Source organism: Sorangium sp. So ce1036 (assembly GCF_051369805.1).
GTDB lineage: Bacteria > Myxococcota_A > Polyangia > Polyangiales > Polyangiaceae > Sorangium > Sorangium cellulosum_F.
Map to the genome: position 1 here is coordinate 5,275,937 of NZ_JBBMOX010000001.1, position 26,567 is coordinate 5,302,503.

A 26,567-nucleotide genomic window follows, 5' to 3' on the forward strand; every position below is an offset into this window, starting at 1 on the left:
GCGCGCTCGCGGGCGGGCGAGCGCAATTGCGTCCGTCGTGCGCCTGTCGCAGGATCACCGCGCTTGGGGAGAACTGTACAACCCGAACGCCCGCTCTCCTGTCCATGCGTCCGCGGTGGAGCGCGCGCGACCGAGCCGGGGCGCTCGTCCGGCGCCGGCTCCCCGCGGCGCCCGGAGCGCGGCGCGCGGGCACGGGAGCGCGGCGCGTGGGCACGGGAGCGCGGCGCGCGCGCGCGCGCCTCGTGACGGCGACGGCGCGCGCGCTGCTCGTCGCGCTCGCGGGCGCGCTCTCGGCGCTCCTGCCGGCGCTCGCGCTCTCGGGGTTCACGGTCGACGACGCGCTCATCACCGCGCGCTACGCGCACCACCTCGCGCTGGGGCTCGGCTACCGCTTCAACGCGGCCGGGCCGGTGACCGACGGCGTGACGCCGCTCGGGTGGGCGTTCGCGCTGGCGCCGTTCGCGGCAGAGGGCCCGCTCGCCGGGCTCGCGGCCGCCCGGGTGATCGGCGTGGCCTCGTGGACGCTCGCCGCCGGGGCGCTCGCGCTCGCGGTCGACCGGGTCTCGGGCCGGCCCGTCCGGTTCGCGGCGCTCGCGCTCCTGCCGGCGTCGGCGCCGCTCGGGGCGTGGTCCGCGGCCGGGATGGAGACGGGCGTCGTCCTCGCGCTGGGGGCGCTCTCGGTCGCGCTGCCGGCGCTCGGCAGGCCGCTCGCGGGCGCGGGCTGCGCCGGGCTCGCGGCGGCGCTCCGGCCGGAGCTCCTGCCGTTCGCGCTCGTCGTCGCGCTCTCGGCCCAGGCGGCCCCGCGCGCGGCCCCACGAGGGGAGGGCGCAGCGCCGGCGCCGCGCTCATCGTCGCCGCCCTCATCATCGCCGCCCTCGTCGTCGCCGCCTGCGCGGCCGGGCTGGGTCGGCGCGCTCGCCGCGCTCGCGCTCGCGGGCCTGCCCTTCGTCGCCGTGGCCCTGGTGCGGCTCTCGCTGTTCGGGCGGCCGGCGCCGCTCGCCGCGCTGGCGAAGGCGCCGGACGCGGCGCTCGGGGCCCGGTACGCGCTCGCCTGCTTCCTCCTGACCGGGCCTCTTTCGCTGGTCGCGCCGCGCGCGTGGCGGGCGCTCCCGGCGTGGCCGCGCGGCCTGCTCGCGGCCGTGGCGGCGCACCTCCTCGCGGTCGTGGCCGCGGGCGGCGACTGGATGCCGCTGTCGCGCCTCGTGGTGCCGGCGCTGCCCGCGGTGGTGCTCGCGGCCGCCCACGTCGCGTCCCAGGCCGGCGCGCGCGCCACGGCGCTCCGGATCGCGCTCGCGCTCGCGGGACAGCTCTTCGTGATGGTCCGCGTCGGCCCCACCGCCGCGCGCGTAGGCCCCGAGCGGCTCCGCGTCGTCGAGGAGCTCCGCGGCCCGCTCGCCGGGGCGCAGGTCGTCGCGGCGCTCGACATCGGCTGGCTCGGGGCCGCGACGGGCGCGACGATCGTCGATCTCGCGGGGGTCACCGATCCGGCCATCGCGGCGCTGCCCGGCGGGCACACCACGAAGCGGATCCCCGGCGGGCTGCTCGACGCGCGCGGGGTCGACGCGCTGGTGCTGCTGCTCGCCGAGGGGGAGGCGCTCGCGACGCCGTGGACCGCGTCGCGGTTCGCGCGCGGGGTGGAGCTGCGCGTCGCGCGCGCGCCCGGCGCCGGCGAGGCGTTCGCCCCGGTGGCGGTGAGCGGCGTCCCCCACCTGCGGTACGTGGTGCTGCGGCGCGCCGACCGGTGACGAGGACGTCGATTGGCGGTGCGTTCGGCTCTCGAGTGCGATGACTTGCGTCGAGACAGCGAGATCGAAGCGTTCGAGCTGTTGGACGGGGCCGTCCGGAAATCCTCTCGTCAGGCGCAATCACCAGATCTCGTCCGCCGCGCTCGCTCTTGAGAGCCGTTGAACCGTCGCTGCCATCCATGCGTGCTGCGCCCCACGACTGGCCGTGTTGCCTCGCGGTATCGTGGAGCTGCTTCACCATGCCCTGGTGCAGATCCGGCATCTCCCCCGCGGTCGCCCCGATATTTCTTGCCGCGATGTCACGTGTGGGCAGAGCAGGAACAACCCCGCGCTCCGCGCACGCGACGGAAAGATCGGTCGGGAGTATGACCGACGAGACCTCTCTCTGGCTGATTTCTCCGGTCTAACGCTATCGTTCACACGCGGCCGGAGGCCGTCGGGTGCAATGCCTCGTTGGGCCGCATCCGCCACCCGTCAGGAGAGCACTTCGGTGGCAGTCTTCGCCCCGAGGACGTTCTCGATCCAGCGGTCGAGGGTCGCGATGTCCGAGCATGCCTGGATGCGCGCGCTCTCGTCCTCGGCGAGCACGATTCCTGAGCGCGCCAGCAGCCGCAGGAGGGTTTCCTTCTTGCCCTTGAGCTCGCCCTCACGCATGCCCTTGAGCTCGCCCTCACGCATGCCCTGGAGCTTGCCCTCACGCATGCCCTGGAGCTTGCCCTCACGCATGCCCTGGAGCTTGCCCTCACGCATGCCCTGGAGCTTGCCCTCACGCATGCCCTCGAGCTTGCCGCGATCGATGAGCCGCTGCACGAACGGGGGGAGAGTCGCCGCGCCTTCGATCTGCCGTTCCATGACCAACGCCTCCAGAGCCTGCTGCATGGGTTTGCGCAACCCGTCCCAGATGAGCTGAAAATAGACCATCGCGTGTTCCTGGTCGAGCCGGCCCAGGGCCGCGAGCGCCGCCTGGAGCACGGTGAGCCCGTTCGGCCCGTTGCCGTGCGCCACCGCCGACAGCACGGCGAGCTCCGTCTCCTTCTCCGCAACGGCCGGGTCGGTGATCTCGGGGACGACGGCCGGACCGAGCACCAGCGGCTTGATGCTGCCGACGCCCAGGCCGAGGTCGATGCTCTCCGCCGCCCAGGCGGCCACGGCGGCGTCCGGCGCGACCACGAGGACGACCGTGGCGCAGCGCTTCCTGGCGCGCACGCCCGTGACGTACATCGGCCACGAGAACTTCTTGTCCGGATCCACGTCGCGCTGGACCTCGAGGACGATCGCCAGCACGAGCGCGCCCTTCGCGTCGCGCAGCTCGAGCACCAGGTCCGCGCGGAGCTCCGCCGGGATGAGCTGGTCGAGCGACGACTCGACCACCGAAACCGAGGCGTGCGGCGGCACCTCGACATGGAAGAGCGTCGCGAGGACATGGGGCGCGAGCTCCGGGCGCTCACGGAACATCTCGACGAGGGCGTTGTGCTCGAGCGTCGGCATGACACAGGCCTTGAGCACGGCCCATGCCGACGCGAAACGACGGGAGGGCGCGAGGAACGACGGGAGAAAGCGAGGAGCGCTCCAGCTCAGAGGGTGGCGGCGCCATGGCGGAGGGCGGCGACGCGCCGAGATCCCCGCCGCCCGCCGCGCAGGTCCGGACAGCGCGCAGCGTCAGGGCGCGGGATAGTGGACGCGCGAGGTGTCCTCCTGGCACGCTGTCCAGACGGGGCGGAATGCCCGGGAACGCGTCAGCTCGATGGAGGCAGGAGAGGTCGTCGACGGCCGGTTCGAGATCGAGGCGCACGCCGCCTCGGGCGCGACGGCGCGCGTGTACCGCGCGCGCGACCGGCAGTCCCGCGAGCCGGTCGCGCTCAAGCTCCTGCAGACCGCCGCCGCGCCGTCGCTGAGCGCCCTCGCGCGCGAGGCGCTCGCCCTGGCGACGCTCAGGATCCCCGGCGTCGCCCGCTACGTCGCGCACGGGGCGACCGCGGGGGGCCGGCTCTACCTCGCGATGGAGTGGCTCGACGGCGAGACGCTCTCCGACCGGCTCGCTCGCGCGCCGCTCACCGTCGCCGAGAGCCTGACGCTCGCCGCGTGCGTGGCCGAGACGCTCGCCGCCGTCCACCGCCTGGGCTTCGTGCACTGCGACGTGAAGCCCGAGAACCTCATCCTGCAGGGCGGCGCGCTCTCGCGCGTCAAGCTCATCGACTTCGGCGTCGCGCGCCTCTCCGGCGCCGCGGGCGAGGAGGAGACCCCGGCGCCCGGCGAGATCCGCGGCACGCCGCAGTACATGGCCCCGGAGCAGGCGCGCGGCGAGCTCGAGATCGACGCGCGCGCCGACGTGTTCGCGCTCGGCAGCGTGCTCTTCGAGTGCCTGACCGGGCGCGCCCCGTTCGAGGGCAGCGACCCGCTCTCGGTGCTCATGAGGGTCCTCCTCGAGGAGCCGCCGCGGGTCCGCGAGCTCCGGGACGACGTCCCTGCCGCCGTCGACCGGCTCGTCGCGCGGATGCTGTCGAAGGCGCGGGAGGGCCGGCCGCGCGACGGCGGCGCCGTCGCGGCCGAGCTCGCCGTCGCGGTCGCGACGGAGCTCGCCGTCGCGATCGCGTCGGATCTCTCCGGCGAGGCCTGGGCGGACCTCTCCGGCGACGCCTGGGCGGACCTCTCCGGCGAGACCTGGGCGGAGCTCGCCGCGGAGGCGCTCGAGCCGCACCTCCACCCCGGCGCGCCGCCCTCGTCGCTGCCGCCCGGCGCCCGGGAGATCACGACCCGCGAGCGGAAGGTCATGTGCCTCCTCCTGGCCCGCGAAGGTCAGGCCGACGCGGACGCGACGCTCTCGGCGGCCGAGGGCGAGGACCGATCGCGGGCCATCCGCGAGCTCGTCGCGCGCCACCACGGCCGGATCGAGCTCCTGGAGGCGCGGTGGCTGCTCGTCACGCTCTCGGGCTCGGCCGAGCCCACCGACCTCGCGGCGCAGGCGGCCCGCTGCGCGCTCTCGCTCCGCGAGCTGCTCGGCGCCGCGCGCCTCTCGCTCGTCACCGGGCGGGCCGAGCTCGCGGCGCGGCTCCCGGTCGGCGCGGTGATCGACCGGCTGGTCCAGCTCGCCCAGGGCGGTCGCGACCCGCTCCGCCCGGCGGCCATCCGCATCGACGACATGACCGCCGGGCTGCTCGGCGCGCGCTTCGACACGACCCACGACGCGTCGGGGTGCTGGCTCCACGGGGCGCGCGAGGAGCCCGAGACGCCGCCGTCGCTCCTCGGCCGGCCGACGCCGTACCTCGGGCGAGCGCGCGAGCTCGAGCTCCTGGAGGCCGAGATCGCGCGCTGCCTCCGCGGGCCCCGGGCGGGCGCCGTGCTGGTCACCGGGGCCGTGGGCGCCGGCAAATCCCGGCTCTGCTACGAGCTCCGCCGCGCGCTCCGGGCGCGCGGCGAGCCCGTCCAGGTCTGGATCGGCCAGGCCGACCCGATGAGCGCGGGCTCCGCCTTCGGCCTGCTCCAGCGCGCGCTCCGCCGCGGCCTCGGCCTGCACGACGGCGAGCCGCTCGCGTCGCGGCAGCGCAAGATCCGGGCGCGCGTCGAGCGGCGCTGCGGCGCCGCCGCCGCCGCGCGCGTCGCGCCCTTCCTCGGCGAGCTCGCGGGCGCGCCGTTCCCGGACGACGACGACGTGCAGCTCAAGGCGGCGCGCCGGCGCCCGCAGCTCATGAGCGACCAGCTCCGCCTCGCGTGGGAGGACTTCCTCGACGCCGAGTGCGCCAGAGAGCCCGTGCTCCTCGTGCTCGACGACCTGCACTGGGGCGATCTGCCGACCGTGGCCCTGGTCGAGGCGGCGCTGCGCAACCTGAAGGGCAGGCCGCTCGCGGTGCTCGCGCTCGCCCGGCCCTCCGTGCACGAGCTCTTCCCGGGGCTCTGGGGGGCGCACCTGTCCCGGGAGATCCGCCTCCCGCCGCTCTCGCCCGCGGACGGCGAGCGGCTCGTGCGCGAGGCGCTCGGCCCCGGGGCGAGCGCGGGGCTCGTGCGGACGCTCGTCGAGCGCGCCGACGGCAACCCCTTCTGCCTGGAGGAGCAGATCCGCGCCGCCGCCCGCGGCAGGACCTCGTCGCCGCCGGAGACGGTGCTCGCCGTGGTGCAGGCGGGGCTCGACGCGCTCGATCCGGAGGCGCGGCGGGTGCTCCGGGCCGCGAGCGTCTTCGGCGAGGCGTTCACGGCGGCGGGCGCGGCCGCGCTCGTGGGCCGGGCCGAGGTCGCGCGCGAGCTCGACGAGCTCGCGCGGCGCGAGGCGATCGTGCGGCTCGGGGAGGGGGGCGCGGCGGGGGACGCCGCGTACCGCTTCCGGCACGCGCTCCTCCGGGAGGCCGCCTACGGCATGCTGACCGAGGGCGATCGGCGGCTCGGCCACGCGCTCGCGGGCGGCTTCCTCGCGCAGCGCGGCGAGGCCGATCCCATGGCGCTCGCCGAGCACTTCGAGCGCGGCGGCGAGCCCGCGCGCGCGGCCACGGCGTACCTCGCGGCGGCGCGGCAGGCGCTCCGGGGCAACGACCTCGGCGCCGTGATCGCGCGCGCGGCGCGCGGCGTCGCGTGCGATCCGGCGCCCGCCACGGTCGGCGAGCTCTGCCTCCTCGAGAGCCAGGCGCACTTCTGGCGCGGCGATCTCGCGCTCGCCGAGGAGCGCGCGGAGCGCGCGGCGGAGCACCTCGCGCCCGGCTCCGCCGCCTGGTTCTCCGCGCTCACCCAGATCGTCGTCGCCGCGGGCCCCGCGGGCGGCCACGACCGCGTGGAGCGCTGGGCGCGCCTCGCGCGCGACACCGCCGCGTCCATCGAGGAGGGCGGCGCCGCGAAGAGCATCTGCCTGAGCTCGGCGGCGCTCATGCTGGTCTTCGGCGGCCGCTACGCGCTGGCCGACGCGCTGATCGAGGGCGCGGAGCGCGCGCTCCCGGGCGCCCCGCCGCTCGACCTCGACGCGGTGGCCAACCTGCACGAGGCGCGCGCGATCCGCGCGCACGCGCACGGCGATCCCGGCGCGAGCCTCGCGGGCATCGAGGCGGCGCTCGCCGCCTTCGAGCAGGCCGGCGACGTGCGCAGGGCGTGCATGGCGCGGATGAACCTCGGCTACTCGTACGGTCAGGCCGGCCAGCTCGAGGCGGCCGAGGCGGCGCTGCGCCAGGCGCTCGCCGAGTCGGAGCGGATGGAGCTCCACGGCACGACGGCCTACGTGCTCCAGAACCTCGGCCTGGTGCTCGCCCACCGCGGGCGGCTCGACGAGGCGAGATCGGCCGAGGAGACCGCCTGCGCGATGCTCGCGCGGCACGGCGACGTGCGCATGGAGGGCTGCGCGCGCATCTACCTCGCGCGCATCCTGCTCCTCGCGGGCGATCCCGGGGCCGCGGAGCGCGAGGCGCGGGCCGCGGACGCGCTCCTCGAGCGGGCGCCGCCGATGCGCGCGTACGCGGTCGCGGTCCTCGGGGGCGCGCTGCTCGACCAGGGCCGCGCGGGCGACGCGCTCGCGGCCGCGGAGCGGGCCCGCGCGCTGCTCGACGAGGTGGGCGTGGAGGAGGGCGAGGAGGTGGTGCGCCTGGTCCACGCCGAGGCGCTCGCCGCGTGCGGGCGCCGGGCCGAGGCCGCGCGGGCGATCGCGGACGCGCGCGCGCGGCTGCTGGCGCGCGCCGCGAAGATCAGCGACCCGGCGTTCCGGGCGCGCTTCCTCGAGAGCGCGGCCGACAGCGCCCGCACGCTCGCGCTCGCGCGGTCGTGGCTGGGCGAGCCGGCCGGCTAGGGGCGCGGCGCCCGCGCCTCTCCTTGCGGTGGCGCGGCGCGCCGGGGGCCCACCGCCAGGGCCGCCCGGTTTGTCCGGCCGCGCGGCCGCGGGTAGAGTCGGCGAGCGGTGCTGATCACGACGCTGCTCCAGTGCGGATCGCTCTCGGTGCTCGACTACCGGTGCAGCGCCGGCCCGGCCGACGCGCCGTTCGTCGAGCAGCACCGCGGCTTCTCCGTCTCCTACGTGCGGAAGGGCAGCTTCGGCTGCCGCGTCCGGGGCGCGTCGTTCGAGCTGGTGGCCGGGTCGATCCTGGTCGGCCACCCCGGCGACGAGTACATGTGCACGCACGACCACGTGGCGGGCGATGAGTGCCTGTCGTTCCACCTCGCGCCGGCGCTGGTCGAGGCGATCGGCGATCGGGCCGAGGCCTGGCGGGCCGGCTGCGTGCCGCCGCTCGGCGAGCTGATGGTGCTCGGCGAGCTCGCGCAGGCGGCCGCCGAGGGCCGGAGCGACGTCGGCCTCGACGAGGTGGGCGTGCTGTTCGCGGGCCGCTTCGTCGAGGTCGCCTCCGGGCGGAGGCGAGGGCCGCTCCCGGCGCGGCCGCGCGATCGCCGCCGCGCGGTGGAGGCGGCGCTCTGGCTGGACGCGCACGCGCACGAGCCGATCGACCTCGAGGGCGCGGCGCGGGAGGCCGGGCTCAGCGCGTTCCACTTCCTGCGGCTGTTCTCGGGCGTGCTCGGCGTGACCCCGCACCAGTACCTGGTCCGCGCGCGGCTGCGCCGCGCGGCGCGCCTCCTCTCCGACGGCGCCCGGTCGATCACCGACATCGCGCTCGACGTCGGGTTCGGCGATCTCTCCAATTTCGTGCGCACGTTCCACCGCGCCGCCGGGGTCTCGCCCCGGGGCTTCCGGAAGGCGGCGCGGGGGGATCGCTCGATCTTCGAGGCGCGGCTCGCCGCGCTCCCGCCGCGGTGACCGCCGGCCGGGGAGGGCGAGCTCGCCGCGGCGCGTCGAGCGCGGGCTGTCGCCCACCGGCCTGCGGGGCCGGCCGGTCCTCGGCCTGTGGGCCCGGTCGACCGCAAGATCCTCCAAGCGCGGCGCGCGCGGCGCGGGCTACGCTCCGGGCCTCACCATGACGGCTCACGAATTCACGCTCTTCGATACACCGGTCGGTCGATGCGGCATCGCGTGGGGCGGGCGCGGCATCGTCGGCGTGCAGCTCCCGGAGGCGGGCGAGGGCGAGACGCGCGCGCGCATGCTGGAGCGGTTCCCGGGCGCGCGCGAGGCGCCGCCGCCGCCCGACGTGCGGCGCGCGCTCGACGGCATCGCCGCGCTCCTCCGCGGCGAGGCGGGCGATCTCTCCGCGGTCGCGCTCGACATGGAGCGCGTCCCGCCGTTCCACCGCCGCGTCTACGAGGTCGCGCGCGCCATCCCGCCGGGCGAGACGCGCTCGTACGGCGACGTCGCGGCGCGGCTCGGCGCGCCCGGCGCGGCGCGCGCCGTGGGGCAGGCGCTCGGGCGGAACCCGTTCGCGATCCTCGTGCCGTGCCACCGGGTGCTCGCGGCCGGCGGCAAGGTCGGGGGCTTCACGGCGAACGGCGGCGTCTCGACGAAGCTCCGCCTGCTGGCGCTCGAGGGCGCGCGCGCGGGCGCCGCGCCCTCGCCCGGGGGCGGCGGCGACGGCGCGTTCGGGTTCGATCCGGACGCCGCGGTCGCGCACGTGCGCGCGTCCGACGCGGCGCTCGCGCGGCTCATCGACGCGGTGGGGCCGTTCCGCATGGAGCTCAAGAACACGCCGAGCGTCTTCGGCGCGCTCGCGGAGGCGATCGTCTACCAGCAGCTCACCGGGAAGGCCGCGGCGACGATCTTCGCGCGCGTGTGCGCGCTCTTCCCGCGCGCGCACGAGGGGCTCACGCCCGAGCGGCTCCTGCGCGCCGGCGACGAGCAGCTCCGCGGCGCGGGCCTCTCGCGCGCGAAGCTGCTCGCGCTGCGCGACCTCGCCGAGAAGGCCAGGGCCGGCGAGCTGCCCACGATCGAGGAGGTGCACCGCATGGACGACGAGGCGATCGTCGAGCGCCTCACGAAGGTGCGCGGCATCGGGCGGTGGACGGTGGAGATGCTGCTCATCTTCCGGCTCGGCCGGCCCGACGTGCTGCCGGTGGGCGATTACGGCGTCCGCAACGGCTTCGCGCTCGCCTTCAGGAAGCGCGAGCTGCCGACGCCCAAGGCCCTCGAGGCGCGAGGCGCGCGGTGGAGGCCGTACCGCACCGTGGCGAGCTGGTACCTGTGGCGCGCCGTGGACCTCTCGAAGCAGGGCGCGGGGGGCGCGGGGGCGGCGCCCTGAGACCGCGTCGCTCTGGGGCGGCGCTGGGGGCTCGCGCGGGAGAGGCAGGGAGGGCGCCCGCCGGCGGCGCGCCCTCCCTGCCGAGCGCGTTCAGATCACAGGCCGAACCATGCTCCGTCGAGCGAGGTGAAGCACTGCGCCGCCCACCAGGCGCCCGCGGGCGCCTCGACGTGAACCTGGCCGTTCGGGAAGACGTGCAGGCGTCCCTGCTCCGAGCCGCACAGGTCCACGGGAATGTACACGGACGTGGCGGGCGCGTACTCGGGCGGAAGCGTGAACGCCCACGGGTTGGCGCCGCTGGTCTGGATGGCGCCGGTGAACCGGACGATGCCATCGACGTTCTTGACGGCAGGAGCGCTCGTCCCGTACAGGGTCCACCCGTTCTGGGGCCATGTGGCGAGGTAGCCTCCGCCGGTATCGAACGACACGCCCTCGAGCGAGGTGAAGCACTGCGCGTCGCTGAATGAGCCGTACGCCTGGATGTCCACCGTGCCGTTCGTGTAGATGATGAGCCGCCCCTTGGCCGCGTTGCACAGATCGACCGGGATGTACTGCGTCGTCAGCGGCCTGGACCCGACGGGCAGGGTGAAGGGGTACGAGGATGACCCGTTCGCGATCGCGCCTTGCAGCCGGACGACGCCGTTGTCCACCCGGGCCGCCGCGGGGCGGGTGCCGTACGGCGAGTTCGACCAGCCGTTGGCAAGACTGAGGTTGGTGGCCCCGGTGTTGTCTATGGCGAACGAGATCCCCTCCAGCGACGTGAAGCATTGCGCATTGGACCAGGGGCCGCCGTCGGTCATGACGATGACCGTACCCGCCGGCGTGATCTGCAGCCGGCCCTTCGTGGCGTTGCACAGGGTGGTGGGTACGTAGACATCGGACGAGGGGCGGAAGCCGTTGGGCAGCACGAACGCCACCTGGTTCAGCCCGCTCGTCGCGATCGCACCCCGCAGGTGCACGGTGTTCGCGATCTTCGCCGCGCTGGGGTCGGTGGTGCTGTAGGGGTGACCGGTCCAGCCGTTCTCCAGGGTGAGCGGTCGGAACGTCGCCGTCCCGCCGGGCCGGAGCGGCGCGTGGTCGATGTACTGCTTGAACTCGGCGGTCGAGCGCCAGCCCGACCAGTGGATCTTGGTGATGGTCGCCTTGCAGGTATCCGGGGTGGTATCATTCGTGCAGTCCCAGCCGCCGCGCTCCGCGATCGCCACCGTCTCGCCGTCGACGAAGCAGCCGCCGCCGGAGTCGCCGGGCGCCAGGGTCTCGGTGCCATCGTTGTTCGACTCCGTGATGAGCAGGCCGCTCGGAGCATCAAACGAGCTGACCTCGCGGGTGAGCGTCCGCCATTCGCCATAACCGGTGAGGCCGTCCGGCGTATCGTAGCCGGTGTAGCCCCGCCCGTAGCAGGTGATGTCCTCCCCGACCAGGTCCTCCGGGTCCCCAACGTGCATATCGCGCGTCACGTTCGGCCACTGCGAGCCGCCCCCCAACGGCTCGAGCTTCACGATCGCAATGTCCGCGGGCCCCACCTGCTCCATCGCCACCGCGACGCGTGACTCGAGGATGCCGTCCGCTCGCGGTATCGAGAAGGTGTTGATTGTCGTGAAGTCCAGACAATGGGCGGCGGTGAGCACCCAGTCCTGGGCGATGAGCGAGCCGGAGCAGCCTGAGGGGCTCACGTTGACGAGGCCCAGGGTGCGCCTGGTCGCCACGTCCACCGCGCTCCCGCCGATGATCTCCTCTGTCGCCTCGGCGATGTCCTCGCCCTCTGGCTCATGCTCGGCGCATCCAGCGGAGGCGGCGGCCAGGCCGGCGGCGAGCAACTTCACGAGCGGGCCACGGGCCAGCAATGCGAACGTCTTCATTCAACAAGCTCCTTGGTTCAGACAGAGTGCGGGTCGGATGGATTCGGATGGAAATGGAGCGCGGCCCGGGCCCCACGTTCGTGTTCGGCCTACCTGTCCCGGGTTGATGGACCATTCCACTCCACGATCCGACACCCGCTGGAAGAGCGACGCAAATTCAACAACTCATCGTGCATCGACGGGGCCGCGTTCACATCGAGGATGTCAAGAGCGAGCTCGGTTTCAAGACGTGGACATGTACCCCTCGCGTCGTTCAGGGGAATCGCCGCGGACGACGAGGGCCCCCTGGGTGTCGGTCCCCAGCGGCGCGTGGTGGAACACCACCGTGATCCTCCGCGGACGCTGACCTGCGAGATGGATGGACTGGAGCGCCGCGGGCGACTGCGAGCAACTGGCAACTGGTAACTGGTAATTGAATGGATCGCAAAAACCGAGCCAAAGGGCCAAGTCCAGAGTAGCCGGGCGATTTCCGATGCGGTTCCATCTCCAGCGTTCGATGTCGCGTGACATGTCACGTGACATGTCGCGTGACATGTCACGGGTCTGGGAGGTGCGCGGGGCTCGCACGAACGCCAGAGCGCCGGCGAGGCAGGGTCCCGTCAACGGACGGGCGGGGCAGAGCGGAACCGAAGCGCGGTCACCCGATGCCCGCCGGGTCGCCGGATAGGATGAAGCTCATCCAAGCTCGACGGGTCGCATCGCCTGCTGGGATTCCGCCACCCCCTCCCGGGGACGGCGCGCCGCACGCCGCTCCAGGGCGCCGGACAGGCGTTCGCGCGTCACGCCCTCACGGCAGCGAATGCCGCTTCAGCGTGGCCCACCCGATCTCCGGGCTCCCCCAGGTCATGCCGCCGCCCTCCGTGGTGCACAGCGTCACCTCCGCGCCGTCCGCGCAGCTCGAGTAGGTCGAGCAACCGTCGCCGTCCGCCGCGCTCGGGGAGCCCGCGCACTCGTTCAGCTCGGCCCACCGCTCGAAGGTGCCCACGGCGCCGAGCAGCGTGATGCTCGCGCCGTTCGGCGCCTGCTGCGCCCCGCCCTCGTAAGGGACCAGCGTGTCCGCGGTTCCCCGGAACGAGATCACCGTCACCGGCCGCGACGGCTGGCAGGGCTGCTCCGACGCCGCCAGCAGGTCGAAGGCGCTGGGCGCGACCCCGGCGAAGACGTCCGCCGCGTTGCAGGCCAGGTGGTAGGCCATCCCGGCGCCGTTCGCGACGCCCACGGCGTAGACGCGCTGGACGTCGACGCACGCCTCCGACTGGACCTCCCGGACCAGGGCGCGCGCGAACCCCACGTCGTCGACGTCGCGCGACGTCGTGCAGCACGGGCCGATGTTCCACGCGCCGTCGATGCCCTGCGGCCACGCGACGAGGAACCCCTCCTCCTCGGCGAGCTCACGGTACCCCGAGGCCGCGGCCTCGTCCGCCGGGGTGCCCCCGAGCGTGTGGAAGTCGAGGACCAGCGGCAGGGGGCTCGCGCCCGTGTAGCTCTCCGGAAGGCGAACGACGTAGCTGCGGGTCGCGTCCCCGACCGTCACGGTGCGATCGTTGTCGCCGAGCGCCAGGGTGGTGACCGGGCAGGCGGTCGCCGCGCCGCCGCCGCCGGACGCCCGGCAGTAGCCACCCTGGCAGCGGAACGACGCGCCGAGCGGCGCGCAGCCGGCGTCGTCGCCGCAGGAGAGATCGCAGACCGCGGCGCTCTCGGACGCGGCGCAGGCCGCCCCGGCGGGCCGCTCCGCCGCGGCCACGCATTCGGCGCCGGACGCGAGCGCCGCGCACTCGTCGGCGGCCGAGCAGGCGCGCGTGCAGACGCCGCAGAGGCACGCGAGGCCGTCCCCGCAGCCGGCGTCGCAGCTCCGGAGGAAGTTGGTCTCGCTCCCGGTCTGGGGGCCGACGCCCCGGCAGCCCGGGGCCACGAGCGCCGCGCCCGCCGCGCTCGCGAGGAAGCACGCCGTCGCGACCGCCCTAGTCTTCATCGCCGCTCCCGGGGTCCTGCTGGATCAAGCACTGTCCGACGTACTGCACGACCTGCGTGTACCTGTCCGGCGCCTCGTGCGCCGCGTTGTAGGCCTCGACCTGCTCGCGCAGCTCGACCAGCTGCGCGCGCAGGCGCCCCAGCGTCTCGTAGGCCCGCTGCTCGTACGGATGGCCGGGCCACACGTCGAGGGTATAGGTGCTCCCCCCGACGCGGTCGCCGAGGCCCGGCGCGCCGCGCCCCTCGCGCAGCCGGCACAGGATGGTCTTCACCATCGCCTGGTAGTGATCGAAGATCGCCGCCTCCCAGCCCACGGGCGAGCCCAGCAGCACGTAGAGGCTCGCGGCGCTGTACGTGGCCCCGGCCCCATCTCCGGTCCGCTCGACGCGCGTCGACTCCAGGAGGCGCCCCAGGGCGCCGTCGAGCTCCGCGCGCTCGATCTGCGTCCGCTGCAGCAGCTCGTCGCGCGTGAGCGGGCCTTCTCGATAGATGATCGCCCAGACGAGCTCGTCCACCCCCTCGCCGGAGCGGAGCGCGCGGAGCGCGCCGAGCTCGTCGTCGGACACGGCGCGATACACCACCTGAGCGCCCTGGCCCGCCTGGAAGATCAGGCGGCTCTCGCACAGGTCGAAGAGCACCCCGCGGAGCAGGATCTCGTCCTCGCTGGCGAACGCCCTCAAGATCTCGGCCCGCGGCGTGATCCCCCGGCGGCGGATGTGGGCCAGCACGGCCTCCCAGAGCGAGCGGCGGCGCTCGACCGCGCCCTCCGTGTTCCGCCGGACCCGGCGCTGATAGCTCCGGAGCCCCATGCCGAACATGTCGGCGCTCACCTTGCGGCTGACCCCCTGCCGCTCGAGCTCGGTCGCCAGGTCCTGGAACACCTGGTCCGCGAGCTGGGCCAGGGGGGCACGCAGGCCCCCCGAGGTCGCCAGCTGAGCGATGAGGACAGTGGTCTGACGAACGATTGCCTGGATCAGCTCGACGGTCATACGACTGGGTGAACAAGCGCGCGGCTCGCCGAGCGTAACGCGGCACGGCCCAGCGGTGGGAGTGACAAACCCGACGCCCCCCGGGCGTGGGGAGGGGCGCAGCTCGGCAGGCATGGGGGGGCCGCCAGCGGGCCTGACGTGGGCCGATCCGTTCGACCCGGCGCTCGCGTCGGCGCGCGATGAAGCAGCTCGCGCCGGCGCTGTTCGCCGCGTACATGGCGCGCGGGGGCGGCGCGCTGCAGCGCGGGTAGAGCGAGCGCATCGCCCGGCGAGCGAGCCGCAGCGCGCTGCGGCGTCCGGGTCGGATCGCGGTTCGGCTACGATGGTCGGCGATGAGGAGCCGCCCCTTCATCACGCTGCGGCTGCCCGAGGTCGTGCACCCGGGCGAGACGCTCGGCGTCGAGCTCCTGCTCGAGAGCACCTCGGAGACCCCGATCGACTTCGTGCGCGTGACCCTGCAGTGCACGCAGACGTTGTGGGACCCCTCGCGCGGGGTGATCGGCGGCACGCGCGACCGGCTCCGCCTCAGCGAGGAGGTGGCCGGGCGGGGGCTGCTCGGCGCGGGCGTGCACCGGTACCGCGCCTCGTTCGCGCTGCCGCGCGACCTGCCGCCGACCCACGCCGGCGCGATCGCCGAGCTCCGCTGCGGGATCCGCGCGCGCGTCTCCATCCCGTGGTGGCTCGACGCCGAGGAGAGCCGGGAGATCCTCGTCCGGCCCGCGACCACGGCGCGGCCGAGGCGCGCGCCGATCACCAGCGCGAGCGCGCGGGGGCGCGGCGCCTTCCTCGAGGTCTCGCTGCCGGATCGCGCCTTCGCGCCCGGCGAGGTCCTCGCCGGCGCCGTGGCGTTCGGCGGCCTCGCGGGCAGCCGCCCCCGCGCGCTCGACGTCTCCCTGGTCGGCGTCGAGCGGGTCCAGGTGCGGGGGCGCCGCCCGTCGAGCGAGCTCCACCGGCTCTCGTTCTTCCAGGATCTCGGGGCGGTCCGCGAGGGGCGGGAGGTGCCCTTCCGCATCGCCGTGCCGATCGATCTCGCGCCGGCGTGGAGCTCCGCCGAGGTCTCGCTGAGCTACGCGCTGGAGGCGGTGCTCGAGCACGCGGAGGGGCGGGTGGTGCACCGGGTGCCGGTGATCGTCGGCCCGTTCGGGCAGCGGCGCCGGCACGAGGGGGCGCGGCCCCGGGTCGGCGCGGATCGCTGGCGCGCGGTCTGGGCGCGCGCGGGGCAGCGGGCGGGGTACACGGCGCGCGAGGAGGCCGAGGGGCTCGGGCTGCGCGGCGTCCGCGCGGGCTGCGTCGTGGACGTGGCGCCGGCGCAGGAGCGCTCGGGGCCCGGGCTCGGCGCGACGGTGTGGTTCGCGGAGCCCTGGGGGCTCGGCCTCAAGGTGCGGCCGCGGCAGGGCGGGGCGCGGGTCGGGGTGATCACGGGGGATGCCCGGTTCGACCGGCGCTTCCGGGCGTGGGGGCGGGAGGACGCGCAGGTGCTGGCGGCGCTCACGCCCGCCTTGCGGGCGGCGCTGGGCGCGTTCGGCGAGGTGGACGTGGACGACGCGCGGGTGCGGGCGTGGAGCGCCCTGGGCGCGTCCGACGAGCGGGTGCTCGGCGGGTTTCTGGCGCAGGTCGAGGCGCTCGCGCAGGCGATCGCCGACGCCGGCGCGGCGCTGCCGCCGCCCTCGGCGATGGCGGCGTGGCTGCCCGCGTGGCGCCGCTTCGCGGAGGAGAGCGGCGGGGCGCTCCAGGTGGGGCCGATGCGGCTGTCGGGGACCTTCGAGGGGGAGCGGTTCGAGCTGAGGACGCGGTTCAAGGGGGCCGCGCCGGCCGGGACACGCATCGCGCTGCGGCTGGAGCCCCCCGTCTGCGGCGGGGCCTGCGCGCCGAGCGCGGCGCTGGGGCCGATCGTGGCGGCGATCCTGGAGCAGGCGGCGCGCCTCGGGGCGGTGGCGGGGAACACGGTCGTGGTGGAGCCGGGCGAGATCGCGGTGCGGATCACGGCGCTGCTCGCGGATCCGGCGGCGGCGCGGGAGGTCTTGCGGTCGATGCTGGCGCTGGCGCGGGAGATGCGGGGGGAGCGGCGGGGAGGGCCGTACCGGTGACGCGGGGGCGGGGTGGGGCAGGTGGGCAGGTCGCCCCGAAGCCGATGTACCGGCTGCTGCGCACCCTGGCCGCCAAGCTCGTGGGGAGCGCGCGAGCCGCCTCCGGCGCGGGTGTTACTCGCTCTCCACGCAGATGGCGTCACCGAGCGGGCGAGAGTCGGTCGCGCGGATGCCGCAGCCGTAACCTACCCCGTCGATGGAGCCCCCTCCACCGATCCTCGCGATCCCCCAGTACCCGACGTGCGTGCATATCTCGGCCGAGTAGGCGGAGGCGGTAGCGAAGTCCACGTGCTCGAAGCCTTCCAGGCACTCCTCTCCGCCCCTCACCACCGCAAAGGTGGTCCCGTCGATGTCAAAGAGCTCGTAGTTGGGCTTGCAGAGCGTGTAGTCCAGCTCGCGGGTGTCGCCGCTGTTCAGCTGACAGCTGTTCCACTGGCCATCGATCGAGGCCCCGTCCGCGAGGCGAAAGACTCCTGAATAGGGGAGCTCATCGCATCTGGCGTAAAACGTCCAGAAGGCATCGGCCAGGGTCAACGGCGCGTATCCTGCGGGGCAACCTTCTCCCTCGTATATCCCGTACTCCAGCGCCTGCGCCTGAGCGGGTGCGCTCAGCGAGATGCCTCCGGCGATAAGGCTGCAGAACAGGGCGCGCATGGGCGTCATGTGACAGATGTGTTTCATGTCTCACCAATGTGTTGTTATGATAGGTTATGCTTCCAAGCCAGGCGCGTGGCCGCGCGCAGGGGTTCATCGGCGCATCTCGGTCACGCCGCGAGGTGCGCTGTGGGCTCCGCGGTGGCGAGCCCGTCCCGTGCCTCGTCGGCCAGCGCGGAGGAATCATTCTCAAAAGCGGAAACGCTGTCAATGTCTAAACGAACGCGTCGTCGTTCGTGGATATCTATTGTCGAGATGGAACTAGCAATCTGATCCCAGTCGCGCGGTCGGTAGAACAGGCCTTGCCTTCCGTCGGGCTCTGCAATTCGCTCCTGGGTCCCAGAGCTCGGCGAGGCGCGCGCCGCGCGCGACGTCGTCTCCTTTCACGGCGTCGCCGGCCTCCACGCGAAGATGAGAGACGGCCGATGCGGCGGGCGAACGGATCCTGGAGCCCTGCGCCCACAGCATCGCGCCGCGCCGGGCTGCAGGAGAGCCGCAGCGCCGGCGGGCGCCCCACGCGCTGGAAGGACGCGCCCGGAGCGCCGCGGCGGATCATCGAGGCCAGGCTCCATGGGCCGTGATGCTCGCTGCACCGGCGGGCCACGAGATGGGCCCGCCGCGTTCCGAGATCCGGAGACAGGCGCATCCGACCCGCCCCGCAACCGCGACCGGATCATGTCCAGAGCATGCGGCGGCACGGCGGGCGATGCCAGGCAGCGGGCTGGAACGGCGGCGTTCGAGGAGTGAAACGGTGCTGTCGCTGCTGCGGGGAGACGAGCCGGGGAGCGAACCGCCATGACGAGGAGGGCGCCAAGAAGCCAGGGGAACGGGAGGGGGAATGCAGGGACAGCCTCTGGGTCGCGGGGCCATTGACAGGCCGGGAAGCGGGCTGGGCCGGCGACGGCGGCTGGGGGCACGCCGGGCCAGGGCGGCGGCGGCGGCGAGCTCCGGCGAAAGTGGTTCATGTGGCCCCGCCGACGCCCAGCCGGCCGATCTCCTCTGCTGCGCCGCGCTCCGCGCTCCGCGCGGCGGGCGAAGCGGCCCCGATCCCTGGCGCCGTCGACGGGGGCGCCTCCCTCCGGCGTCCTGCGCCGCTCCGCCCGCGCAGCGCCTGAGTCGAGCCGGGCCGCGAAGCGGCGTCGGCTCGAGCGATGCGTCAGCCATCACTCCATGGGCTGGCGGATGATGGTCTTCCACTTGGCCGGATCGGCGCGGCGTATGTCGCTCAGATACACCTCGTGGTGCTTTCCTGCGAGCGCCGAGCGCGCCCCGATGAAATCATGGACTCGCTGGATGGTCGGCCCTTCTTCGGTAAAGGGTCCGATATGGAGTATCTGAGCACACGTCCCTTCGGTGAAGCTCTCCAGCCTGAGCGCGTCCACCGCGGGGAGCGCCTTCTTTCGCCTCACCTCCGCCATGGCCGCCCGGATCACCGCCTCCTCCACGAAGTGAGGCTGCATGATCATCATCGTCCATTTCCACCGCGACCTGTCGTTGGAGGTGAAGACGGACAGGTCATCCGACCACCAGAGGCCTTCGAGGGGCATGACCGCGTAGTCGACTCCTCGCGCCCCCTTCTTCACCATGAACTTCGTCGTGTAGGAGACGGAGAACAGCGCTTCGACTGCCTCGGCATACGCCTGTGACGTGTTGGGGTCGCCCTCGCCGTCGATCATGAGGAACTGGAATGTCGGCACGTCGACCTGAACCACCTCCTTCGCGGATGCCTGGTAGAGATGCTTGAGCTCCCTCTTGAGATCAACCTTCGACACGATCGCACCTGATGAGGGTCAACGGCTGCTTCTGCGGCCTGACCGTCTGCCGCGCTGCCGCGAAGCGGCAGCGGCGGCAGGTTAGCCGACGTGCTCGACGAGGACCACCGCGACATCGTCCTGCAGGTTGCCGGACGGGAGGGTCACCGCCCTTCCAGCTCGCCGTCGAGCCGACGGAGGCGCTCGCACCAGCCGTCGGCATCGAGCTCCATCTCTGCGCCGAGCGCCACCATCGCGGTCAACCGCCGCGCGGGCCGCGGCCGCGCCGCCAGCCCTGAACAGCCCGTCGGCCTCCTGTACACCAACAAGCCCCGGCGGCCTCCTGTGCAGCGCCATCGGCCGTCCTGCGCAGCCCATGGGCCCTCCTGGACAGCCGGGCGGCCTCCTGTGCGGCCCCGGTAGGTCTCCTGCGCAGCCCCGCAGGCCCTCCTGCGCGGCCTGGGGGCCCTCCTGCGCACCCCCGTTGGTGTCCTGCGCTACGCCAGCCCCCGTCCTGCGCAGCCCCGCAGGCCCTCCTGCGCGGCCTGGGGGCCCTCCTGCGCACCCCCGTTGGTGTCCTGCGCTACGCCAGCCCCCGTCCTGCGCGGCCCCGCGCCCCTCCTGCGCGCTCCCGTTGGTGTCCTTCGTCACCATCGTGCGGCTCCTGCGCAGCCCCGGTGAGGTTCCTGCGCAGCCCCGGCGTCTGAGCAGCGCCTTCAAGATGCAGGGAGCTTGCCGCAAGCTCGGCCGGGTCACGCGCCGAGCCCGCCTCGACGCGGGTCCCGGGCCGCAGGGCCTGGGCGCATCGGCGAGGCTGCGTGAATCGCCGGCGTGGAGCTCGCCCGCGTCCGCGGAGCCTCCCGCCGATCGCCAGCCGGCAAAGCCCGTCTGATTCATCGCCTTGTCGGGCCGCACCATCAACCGTCAGGAGAGCACTTCAGTGGCAGTCTTCGCCCCGAGGACGTTCTCGATCCAGCGGTCGAGGGTCGCGATGTCCGTGCATGCCTGGATGCGCGCGCTCTCGTCCTCGGTGAGCACGATCCCTGCACGCGCAAGCAGCCGTAGCAGCGTGTCCCTCTTGCCCTCGAGCTTGCCCTCACGCATGCCTTCGAGCTTGCCCTCACGCATGCCCTTGAGCTCGCCCTCACGCATGCCCTTGAGCTCGCCCTCGCGGATGCCCTCGAGCTTGCAGCGATCGATGAGCCTCTGCAACGACGGGGGAAAGGTCGCCTCGCCTTCGATCTGCCGTTCCATGACCAACTCCTCCAGAGCCTGCCTCATGGGCTCACGCAACCCGTTCCAGATGAGCTGAAAATAGACCATCGCGTGCGCCTGGTCGAGCCGGCCGAGGGCAGCGAGCGCCGCCTGGAGCACGGTGAGCCCGCTCGGCCCGTTGCCGTGCGCCACCGCCGAGAGCACGGCGAGCTTGGTCGCCATCTCCGCTTCCGCGTCGGCCGGGGCGGTGATCTCGGGGACGACCGCCGGACCGAGCACCAGCGGCGTGACGGTGCCGCGGCCCAGGCCGAGGTCGATGCTCTCTGCCGCCCAGGCGGCCACGCCGGCGTCCGGCGCGACCACGAGGACGATCGCGTCACAGCGCTTCCTGGCGCGCACGACCGCGACGTACGCCGGCCACGAGAACTTCTTGTCCGGGTCCACGTCGCGCTGGACCTCGAGGACGATCGCCAGCACGAGCGCGCCGCCGTCGTCTCGAAGCTCGAGCACCAAGTCGGCGCGGTACTCCACCGGGATGAGCTGGTCGAGCGACGACTCGACCACCGCGACCGAGGCGTGCGGCGGCACCTCGACGTGGAGGAGCGTCGCGAGCAAGCGGGGGGCGAGCGCCGGGTGCTCGCGGAACATCTCGACGAGGGCGTTGTGCTCGAGCGTCGGCATGACGCTCGGCCTCGAGCACACCCGATGCCGGCACGAGACGCCGGGGAAATGCGAGCAGAGCTCCAGCTCAGGGGTGGCGGCGCCATGGCGGACGCAGGCGGGCAGCGACGCCGGCTGGGAAGCGGACCGGGGCGGCGACGGCGGCTGGGGCACGCCGGGCCAGGGCGGCGGCGGAGGCGGCGGCCCCAGGGGCGGGCTCGGCGTGCGCGGCGCGGCGTCCACGGGGCGCGGGCGGAGGCTCGGGCGGGGCCGGTCCCTCGTCGGGCCCCGCCGGCATGCATCAGGCCCGACCACCTTCCAGACGCCGCGCCTGTTGCTCGAACCAGCGGGTGAACCCCTCGACGGCCGCAACGAGCCCGGCCCGCGACACCTCCACGCCGCGGCCCATGGGCCCGGGTAGCTCGCGCGAGAGGATGCGAACCGCGCCGCCGGGCGGACAGACGATGAACGCTTTGCACCCGTTGAACTGCTCGCCCCAGCCGGTCAGGAAATCGTGGGCGCTCCAGAACGTCAAGTCCCGGCGGTGCTCCTCGGCCGTTCGCGCATCGGGCACTTCGACGTCTCCATGATGGCCGTACAAGAGCCCGTCGAGGAAGCTCCAGGCAGCGATGTCGTCCAACCCGGCCAGCCTCTCGGACCACAGGCGGTCGAGGTTGGAGGGCAGCCGGCGAAAAGCGCGGTAAGCCGGGTACAGCGCGCAGTGCGACTCCCCGAGGTCTCCGAGGGCCACCCCGCGACACCAGATGCACATGCGCCCCCACACCGCGCTCGGGGGCGCCAGGTTGGGCTCCACGTCCGCCTCGATGGCGAAGTCCAGCCGATCCCCGAACAACATATCGACTCAGCCTCCTGCTACGCAACGTACTGCCGGTCCAGCGTCGCAATCAACCGTGCCGTACGACAGCTCTTCGCATCTCCGTAGGTAGGCCGCGCGCCGCGGCGCCCGATCCCCGTATTCCTGCGGGTGAGTCGCGGCGCCCCGGGGCGCCTCCCGTCGCACCAGCAAGGTCGAGCCCAGGGGGCGTCGCGGCGGACTTCGGCGCCGCCGTGAGCCGCGTCTCCGGCGGCGTGCGCGCCCCATCGCCCCTGGAGTCATCGCGACGCGCACGGTCGACGATCCGGCGCTCGGTGCGGTCCGGCGGCGTGAAGGAGCCGTCGTGCGCCGGCCCGAAGGCGGATTTGGCATCGGACCTCTGGACGAGCCGGCCGTGAGCTCGTCGCCGCCCCATTTGGGTTGACGCCGTCGATGTGAGCGTTCACAGTTGCTCCCGAACGATCCTTTCGCTTCGTACAGGACAGGCCGTCGTGCGCGCTGGGCGCTCGAGCAGGTCCTCGACGTCCAGGACCTGCTCGCCAGATGGGCAGGACACGTGAACGCCTCGCCCGCTTGTCGCCGGAGCACCTCACGCGAGCGCCCATCGGCGCTGCAACCACGCGCGAAATCGAGAGGAGCGATATGGCACGTTGGAAGAGCAGCTCGAAAGCACGATGGGTGGTGGCGCTCTCATGGATCTCCGGGTGCAGCGACCCGGCGACGACGACCGGCGGAGACGCAGGACCCGATGCCGAGCCCCCCGCGTGCTCCGAGGGCACCTGGGATCACGATGGCGATGGCGAGACGAGCTGCGTCGCATGGACCGCCTGCACCGCAGGCACCTTCGCGAGCGCCGAGGGCTCGCCCACGGCGGACCGGCGGTGCACGGCGTGCCCGGAGGACACCTTCAGCGACACGGTGAACGCCCCGAGCTGCGCGAAGCACACGCCCTGCGCGCCCGGGACGAGGCAGACCGCGCCGGGGACGAACACCACGCCCGCTCCGTGTGACGCCTGCTCGCCGGGGACGTACTGCGCAGGCGGTACCGCCGCGCTCGTCGATTGCGCGGACGGCACCTGGGACGACGACGCCGATCCCGCAACGCCATGCGTCGCGTGGACCGACTGCGTGCCAGGGGAGTTCGTCGGCGCAGAGGGGAGCAGCGCGACGGACCGCGGCTGCCTCAGGTGTACGAACGGCGAGCACACGGCCACGATGAACGCGACCCGCTGCTCCCCCGGGGCCTGGGTGCTGAGCTACTTCGGGCCGCAGCAGGACGTGCGGAGCGACTCGCTGCATCTCGCCTACAGCACCGACGGGCTCCACTGGTCGGCCCTCGCCGATGGACAGCCTGCGTACCGGCTCACCGGGATGGGCACGAATCACATCCGAGATCCGTTCCTGTTCCGCAAGAACGACGGAACGTACGTCTATATCGCCACGGACTGGACGCTCGCGGAGAACGACGCGAACTACTGGAACCGTCCGAGCTCCAAGATCTTCGTGGCGGACTCGACCGATCTCATCACCTTCACCAATCCCCGGTTGATCACGCTCACGAACCTCCCGGGCCCCAGCTCCACCCCGATGCACGCCTGGGCCCCGGAGGCTTACTACGACCCCGATCGCGAGCTCTATGCGATCATCTGGTCCGGGAACGATACAACGGGCGCGAACCGCATCTACGTCAGCTACACCGAGGACTTCGTCACCATCGTCAACCCGACACCCGACGTGCTCTTCGACCCGGGCTACAGCGTCATCGACGCGACGATCACGCAATGGAACGGCCGCAACTACCTCTTCTTCAAGGACGAGACGGACAGCAGCGGGAGCGCGCTCACCGGATCGGGCAAGGACATCCAGATCGCGCGCTCCCCGACGCTCGCGCTCGATCCGGCGACGTTCACGCGATGGAGTCCGGACTACATCACGCGCGGGTCGACCCAGAGCAGGAGACGAGCGACGGAGGGGCCGTTCGTCATCAAGGATCCGCGGCAGAGTCGATGGTACCTGTTCGCCGACTACTATCTGAACGGCGGCGTGTTCGGGTGCTGGAGCACGACGGACCTCGACACGGATCCGGGCTCCTGGACGGAGCTCCCGAGCGCAGAGTACAGCTTTCCGTCCGGCGTGCGCCACGCGAACGCGATCCGGGTCACGCAGGCGGAGCTCGACGCGCTCATCGCCCACTACTGAGCATCCTGCCGGATTCGCAGCACCTACAGCGAGGAGTCTCCCTTCATCATGTGCGCACCGAGATCTCCCCACCCAGAGTGCACTCCCCTCTCTGCGCCACGCGTTGCGCTCACGGCGGCAGCTCGCGCCCTCTCCGCGCTGCTCGTGGCGGTCGGGTGCTCGGAGGGGCCCTCGACCGATGCGCCGGACGCGTCGACCGGATCACCGGGCAACTCGTTGCGAATCACGACGGCGGGCACAGCGCTCAGCACCTCGGAGTCCGGCGGGCGGGTGACCGTGAGCGTGGCGCTCGACGCCGCGCCGAGCGGGCCTGTCACGGTGCCGGTCTCGAGCTCGGATGCGACCGAAGGCTCCGTCTCACCGACGACCGTCTCCTTCACGGCGGAGGATTGGAGCGCCCCTCGAGAGATCACGGTCACGGGCGTGGACGATGCGGAGCGCGACGGAGATCGGATCTTCCGCGTCCGCTTCGGGCCCTCGGTCTCTGTCGACCCAGCGGGGGACGGCCTCGTCGCGGAGTCCGCTGACATCACGAACACGGACGACGACGGTCCGGGGACGGCAGCGATCGTGGTCAGCGACCCGTCGGGGACCCTCGCCGAGCGCGGCGCGCCCGTGACGTTCACCGTGCGCCTCGCGTCGCAGCCGAGCGCGCCCGTGACGATCGCTCTCGGCGTCAGCGACACGACCGAGGCGACGCTGAGCCATGCGGACCTGACGTTCACGGAGGCGAGCTGGAGCGCGGCGCAGACCGTGACCTTGAGCAGCGTCGACGACTGGCAGGCCGACGGCGCTCAGCCCGTGCGCGTCTCCTTCGGCTCACCGGCCAGCGAGGACCCCGCGTATGCGGCCCTCGCCGCCCCCGCTGATCTCGAGCTCTCCAACCTCGACGACGACGTCGGAGGGGGGCACCACATTCGCACGACGCACATGGAGGGCGCCCCGCTCTACGTCGCGCACTCCTATTATCATGCGATGATCACCAACCTCGACGACAGGGCGAACAACCAGCTTCCTGACGACTTCCAGTGGAGAGTGGTGCCCGGCCTCGCGAACCCGGATGATCCGACGCTGGTGTCGTTCGAGCCCGTGGGGCTCGGCGGTCGCTACCTGCACGTCGACAGCGCGAACTCGACCCGGTACCCGCCGCAGAGCGAGACGTCCAACCGGGCTGACGGCCTCTGGCAGACCCCATCCAATGAGAGGAGTCACCTTCTGTGGATCGACGTGTTCACGGACACCACCACGTTCCGGAGGGACGCCACGTTCCGGATCGTGCCCGCGCTGAACGGGGATCCGACGATGGTCTCGCTTCAGTGGTACTCGGATGCGACGCGTCATCTCCGGCACCTGAACTACCAGCTCCATGCGCACGCGCTCGACGGCACGGCGATCGAGAGCGCGGAGGCGTCGTTCGCGCTGGAGCCTCTCGGCTACCTGATCTCGCAGCGCGCGGACCCCCACATCACGCGGCATACGGACGGTTACTATTACTTCACCGCGAGCGTTCCGACGTACGATCGCATCGAGATCCGGCGCGCGACCACGATACGAGGCCTGGCCAACGCGACGCCGAAGGTCGTCTGGACGAAGCACGCGAGCGGCCCGATGGCGGCGCACATCTGGGCGCCCGAGCTACATTTCATCGACGGCAAGTGGTACATCTACTTCGCCGCCGGGAGCTCGACCGACATCTGGGCCATTCGCATGTATGTGCTCGAGAGCGCATCGGGCAACCCGATGGATGGCACGTGGATCGAACGAGGGCAGATCGCGACGGAGTCGGACACCTTCGCGCTCGACGCGACGACGTTCGAGCACGACGGCAAGCGGTATCTCGTGTGGGCGCAGGAGGACCCGAGCGTCGAGGGCGACAACAGCAGCTTGTTCATCGCGGCCATGGTGAACCCGTGGACGCTGGCCAGCCCCAACGTGCGGATCGCCAGACCCGAGCACGCCTGGGAGACCGCGGGGTTCGCGGTCAACGAAGGCGCTGCCGTGCTCGAGCGGAACGGGCGGGTCTTCATCAGCTACTCAGCGAGCGCGACGGACGACCGCTACTGCCTCGGCCTGCTCACGGCGAGCGCGACGGACGACCTGCTGAGCGCCAGATCATGGACGAAGAGCGAGAATCCAGTGTTCGTCAGCGCAAACGGGCTGTATGGCCCGGGCCACAACTCGTTCACGACCTCGGCGGATGGATCGCTCGACGTGCTCGTGTACCACGCGCGGAACTACGAGAAGATCACGGGGGACCCGCTCTACGACCCGAACCGCCACACGCGCGTCCAGCGGCTCGAATGGAATGCGGATGGAACGCCGAGCTTCGGCGTACCGCTCCTGAACGGCGCGAACACGATCGGCGACTGACCGTTTCGTGGAGGAATCGGGCACGAGCAGCCATCCTTGAAAATTCGTGCGCGGCGTCCAGGGGGGCGCCGGGGGAGGCTCTGGCAGGGCCGGCGGCTGCGGCGGACGAGGCGGCAAGGGGGCGAGAAAGGCTGGCTCGAGCCGGGCTGCC

16 protein-coding genes are annotated in these 26,567 nt (G+C 73.1%); 7 read left to right on the forward strand and 9 right to left on the reverse strand.

The genetic code is table 11. The features are described 5' to 3' along the window. The first annotated feature begins 206 nt into the window (after positions 1-206). Positions 207-1,745 carry a hypothetical protein gene (locus tag WMF31_RS19885; protein WP_436603467.1) on the forward strand — a complete coding sequence of 513 codons (1,539 nt, stop codon included), beginning with the start codon at positions 207-209 and terminating at the stop codon, positions 1,743-1,745. A gap of 474 nt (positions 1,746-2,219) precedes the next feature. On the opposite strand, the gene WMF31_RS19890 is transcribed toward WMF31_RS19885, so the two are convergent. Further along, positions 2,220-3,233: a hypothetical protein gene (locus tag WMF31_RS19890; protein ID WP_436603468.1), complete on the reverse strand. Its 1,014-nt coding sequence runs from the start codon at positions 3,231-3,233 to the stop codon at positions 2,220-2,222. Positions 3,234-3,489: 256 nt separating this feature from the next. Between WMF31_RS19890 and WMF31_RS19895 the strand changes: the two genes are divergently transcribed. From WMF31_RS19895 to WMF31_RS19905, 3 genes are all read left to right on the forward strand, one after another. Continuing rightward, entirely contained in the window at positions 3,490-7,500 is a 4,011-nt protein-coding gene (locus WMF31_RS19895; RefSeq protein WP_436603469.1) for a serine/threonine-protein kinase, read from the forward strand. 108 nt (positions 7,501-7,608) lie between these two features. Beyond that, the gene (locus WMF31_RS19900) at positions 7,609-8,457 is read left to right on the forward strand and encodes a helix-turn-helix transcriptional regulator (RefSeq protein WP_436603470.1); all 849 of its coding nucleotides are present in this window, start codon (positions 7,609-7,611) and stop codon (positions 8,455-8,457) included. 157 nt (positions 8,458-8,614) lie between these two features. Continuing rightward, positions 8,615-9,826: a methylated-DNA--[protein]-cysteine S-methyltransferase gene (locus tag WMF31_RS19905; protein ID WP_436603471.1), complete on the forward strand. Its 1,212-nt coding sequence runs from the start codon at positions 8,615-8,617 to the stop codon at positions 9,824-9,826. 95 nt (positions 9,827-9,921) lie between these two features. On the opposite strand, the gene WMF31_RS19910 is transcribed toward WMF31_RS19905, so the two are convergent. The 3 genes from WMF31_RS19910 to WMF31_RS19920 form a co-directional block, all read right to left on the reverse strand. Then, positions 9,922-11,685 carry a trypsin-like serine protease gene (locus WMF31_RS19910; protein WP_436603472.1) on the reverse strand — a complete coding sequence of 588 codons (1,764 nt, stop codon included), beginning with the start codon at positions 11,683-11,685 and terminating at the stop codon, positions 9,922-9,924. Positions 11,686-12,472: 787 nt separating this feature from the next. Continuing rightward, on the reverse strand, positions 12,473-13,657 hold the full coding sequence (locus WMF31_RS19915; protein ID WP_436603473.1) for an alpha/beta hydrolase family esterase: 1,185 nt from the start codon (positions 13,655-13,657) through the stop codon (positions 12,473-12,475). After that, positions 13,647-14,645: a hypothetical protein gene (locus WMF31_RS19920; protein ID WP_436603474.1), complete on the reverse strand. Its 999-nt coding sequence runs from the start codon at positions 14,643-14,645 to the stop codon at positions 13,647-13,649. Before WMF31_RS19920 ends, WMF31_RS19915 begins: the two co-directional genes overlap by 11 nt. A 332-nt stretch (positions 14,646-14,977) precedes the next feature. Between WMF31_RS19920 and WMF31_RS19925 the strand changes: the two genes are divergently transcribed. Then, on the forward strand, positions 14,978-16,732 hold the full coding sequence (locus WMF31_RS19925) for a hypothetical protein (RefSeq protein WP_436603475.1): 1,755 nt from the start codon (positions 14,978-14,980) through the stop codon (positions 16,730-16,732). Positions 16,733-16,846: 114 nt separating this feature from the next. On the opposite strand, the gene WMF31_RS19930 is transcribed toward WMF31_RS19925, so the two are convergent. The 4 genes from WMF31_RS19930 to WMF31_RS19945 all read right to left on the reverse strand — a co-directional run bounded on the left by WMF31_RS19930 (position 16,847) and on the right by WMF31_RS19945 (position 21,868). Continuing rightward, entirely contained in the window at positions 16,847-17,413 is a 567-nt protein-coding gene (locus WMF31_RS19930) for a hypothetical protein (protein WP_436603476.1), read from the reverse strand. Between the two features lie 1,136 nt (positions 17,414-18,549). Beyond that, the gene (locus tag WMF31_RS19935; protein WP_436603477.1) at positions 18,550-19,158 is read right to left on the reverse strand and encodes a GyrI-like domain-containing protein; all 609 of its coding nucleotides are present in this window, start codon (positions 19,156-19,158) and stop codon (positions 18,550-18,552) included. Positions 19,159-20,061: 903 nt separating this feature from the next. Then, complete coding sequence (locus WMF31_RS19940; RefSeq protein WP_436603478.1) at positions 20,062-21,033, reverse strand: hypothetical protein; 972 nt, start codon at positions 21,031-21,033, stop codon at positions 20,062-20,064. Positions 21,034-21,313: 280 nt separating this feature from the next. Next, positions 21,314-21,868 (reverse strand): hypothetical protein, encoded by a 555-nt coding sequence (locus WMF31_RS19945; RefSeq protein WP_436603479.1) that lies wholly within the window; start codon positions 21,866-21,868, stop codon positions 21,314-21,316. A gap of 621 nt (positions 21,869-22,489) precedes the next feature. Between WMF31_RS19945 and WMF31_RS19950 the strand changes: the two genes are divergently transcribed. Then, positions 22,490-24,046, forward strand: a complete 1,557-nt coding sequence (locus WMF31_RS19950; protein ID WP_436603480.1) for a hypothetical protein — start codon at positions 22,490-22,492, stop codon at positions 24,044-24,046. Between the two features lie 23 nt (positions 24,047-24,069). Here the strand turns inward: WMF31_RS19950 and WMF31_RS19955 are convergent, their stop codons facing one another. Continuing rightward, entirely contained in the window at positions 24,070-24,426 is a 357-nt protein-coding gene (locus tag WMF31_RS19955; protein ID WP_436603481.1) for a hypothetical protein, read from the reverse strand. 43 nt (positions 24,427-24,469) lie between these two features. Here WMF31_RS19955 and WMF31_RS19960 point away from each other — a divergent pair, with 43 nt between their 5' ends. After that, complete coding sequence (locus WMF31_RS19960) at positions 24,470-26,416, forward strand: family 43 glycosylhydrolase (RefSeq protein WP_436603482.1); 1,947 nt, start codon at positions 24,470-24,472, stop codon at positions 26,414-26,416. Positions 26,417-26,567: the final 151 nt, after the last annotated feature.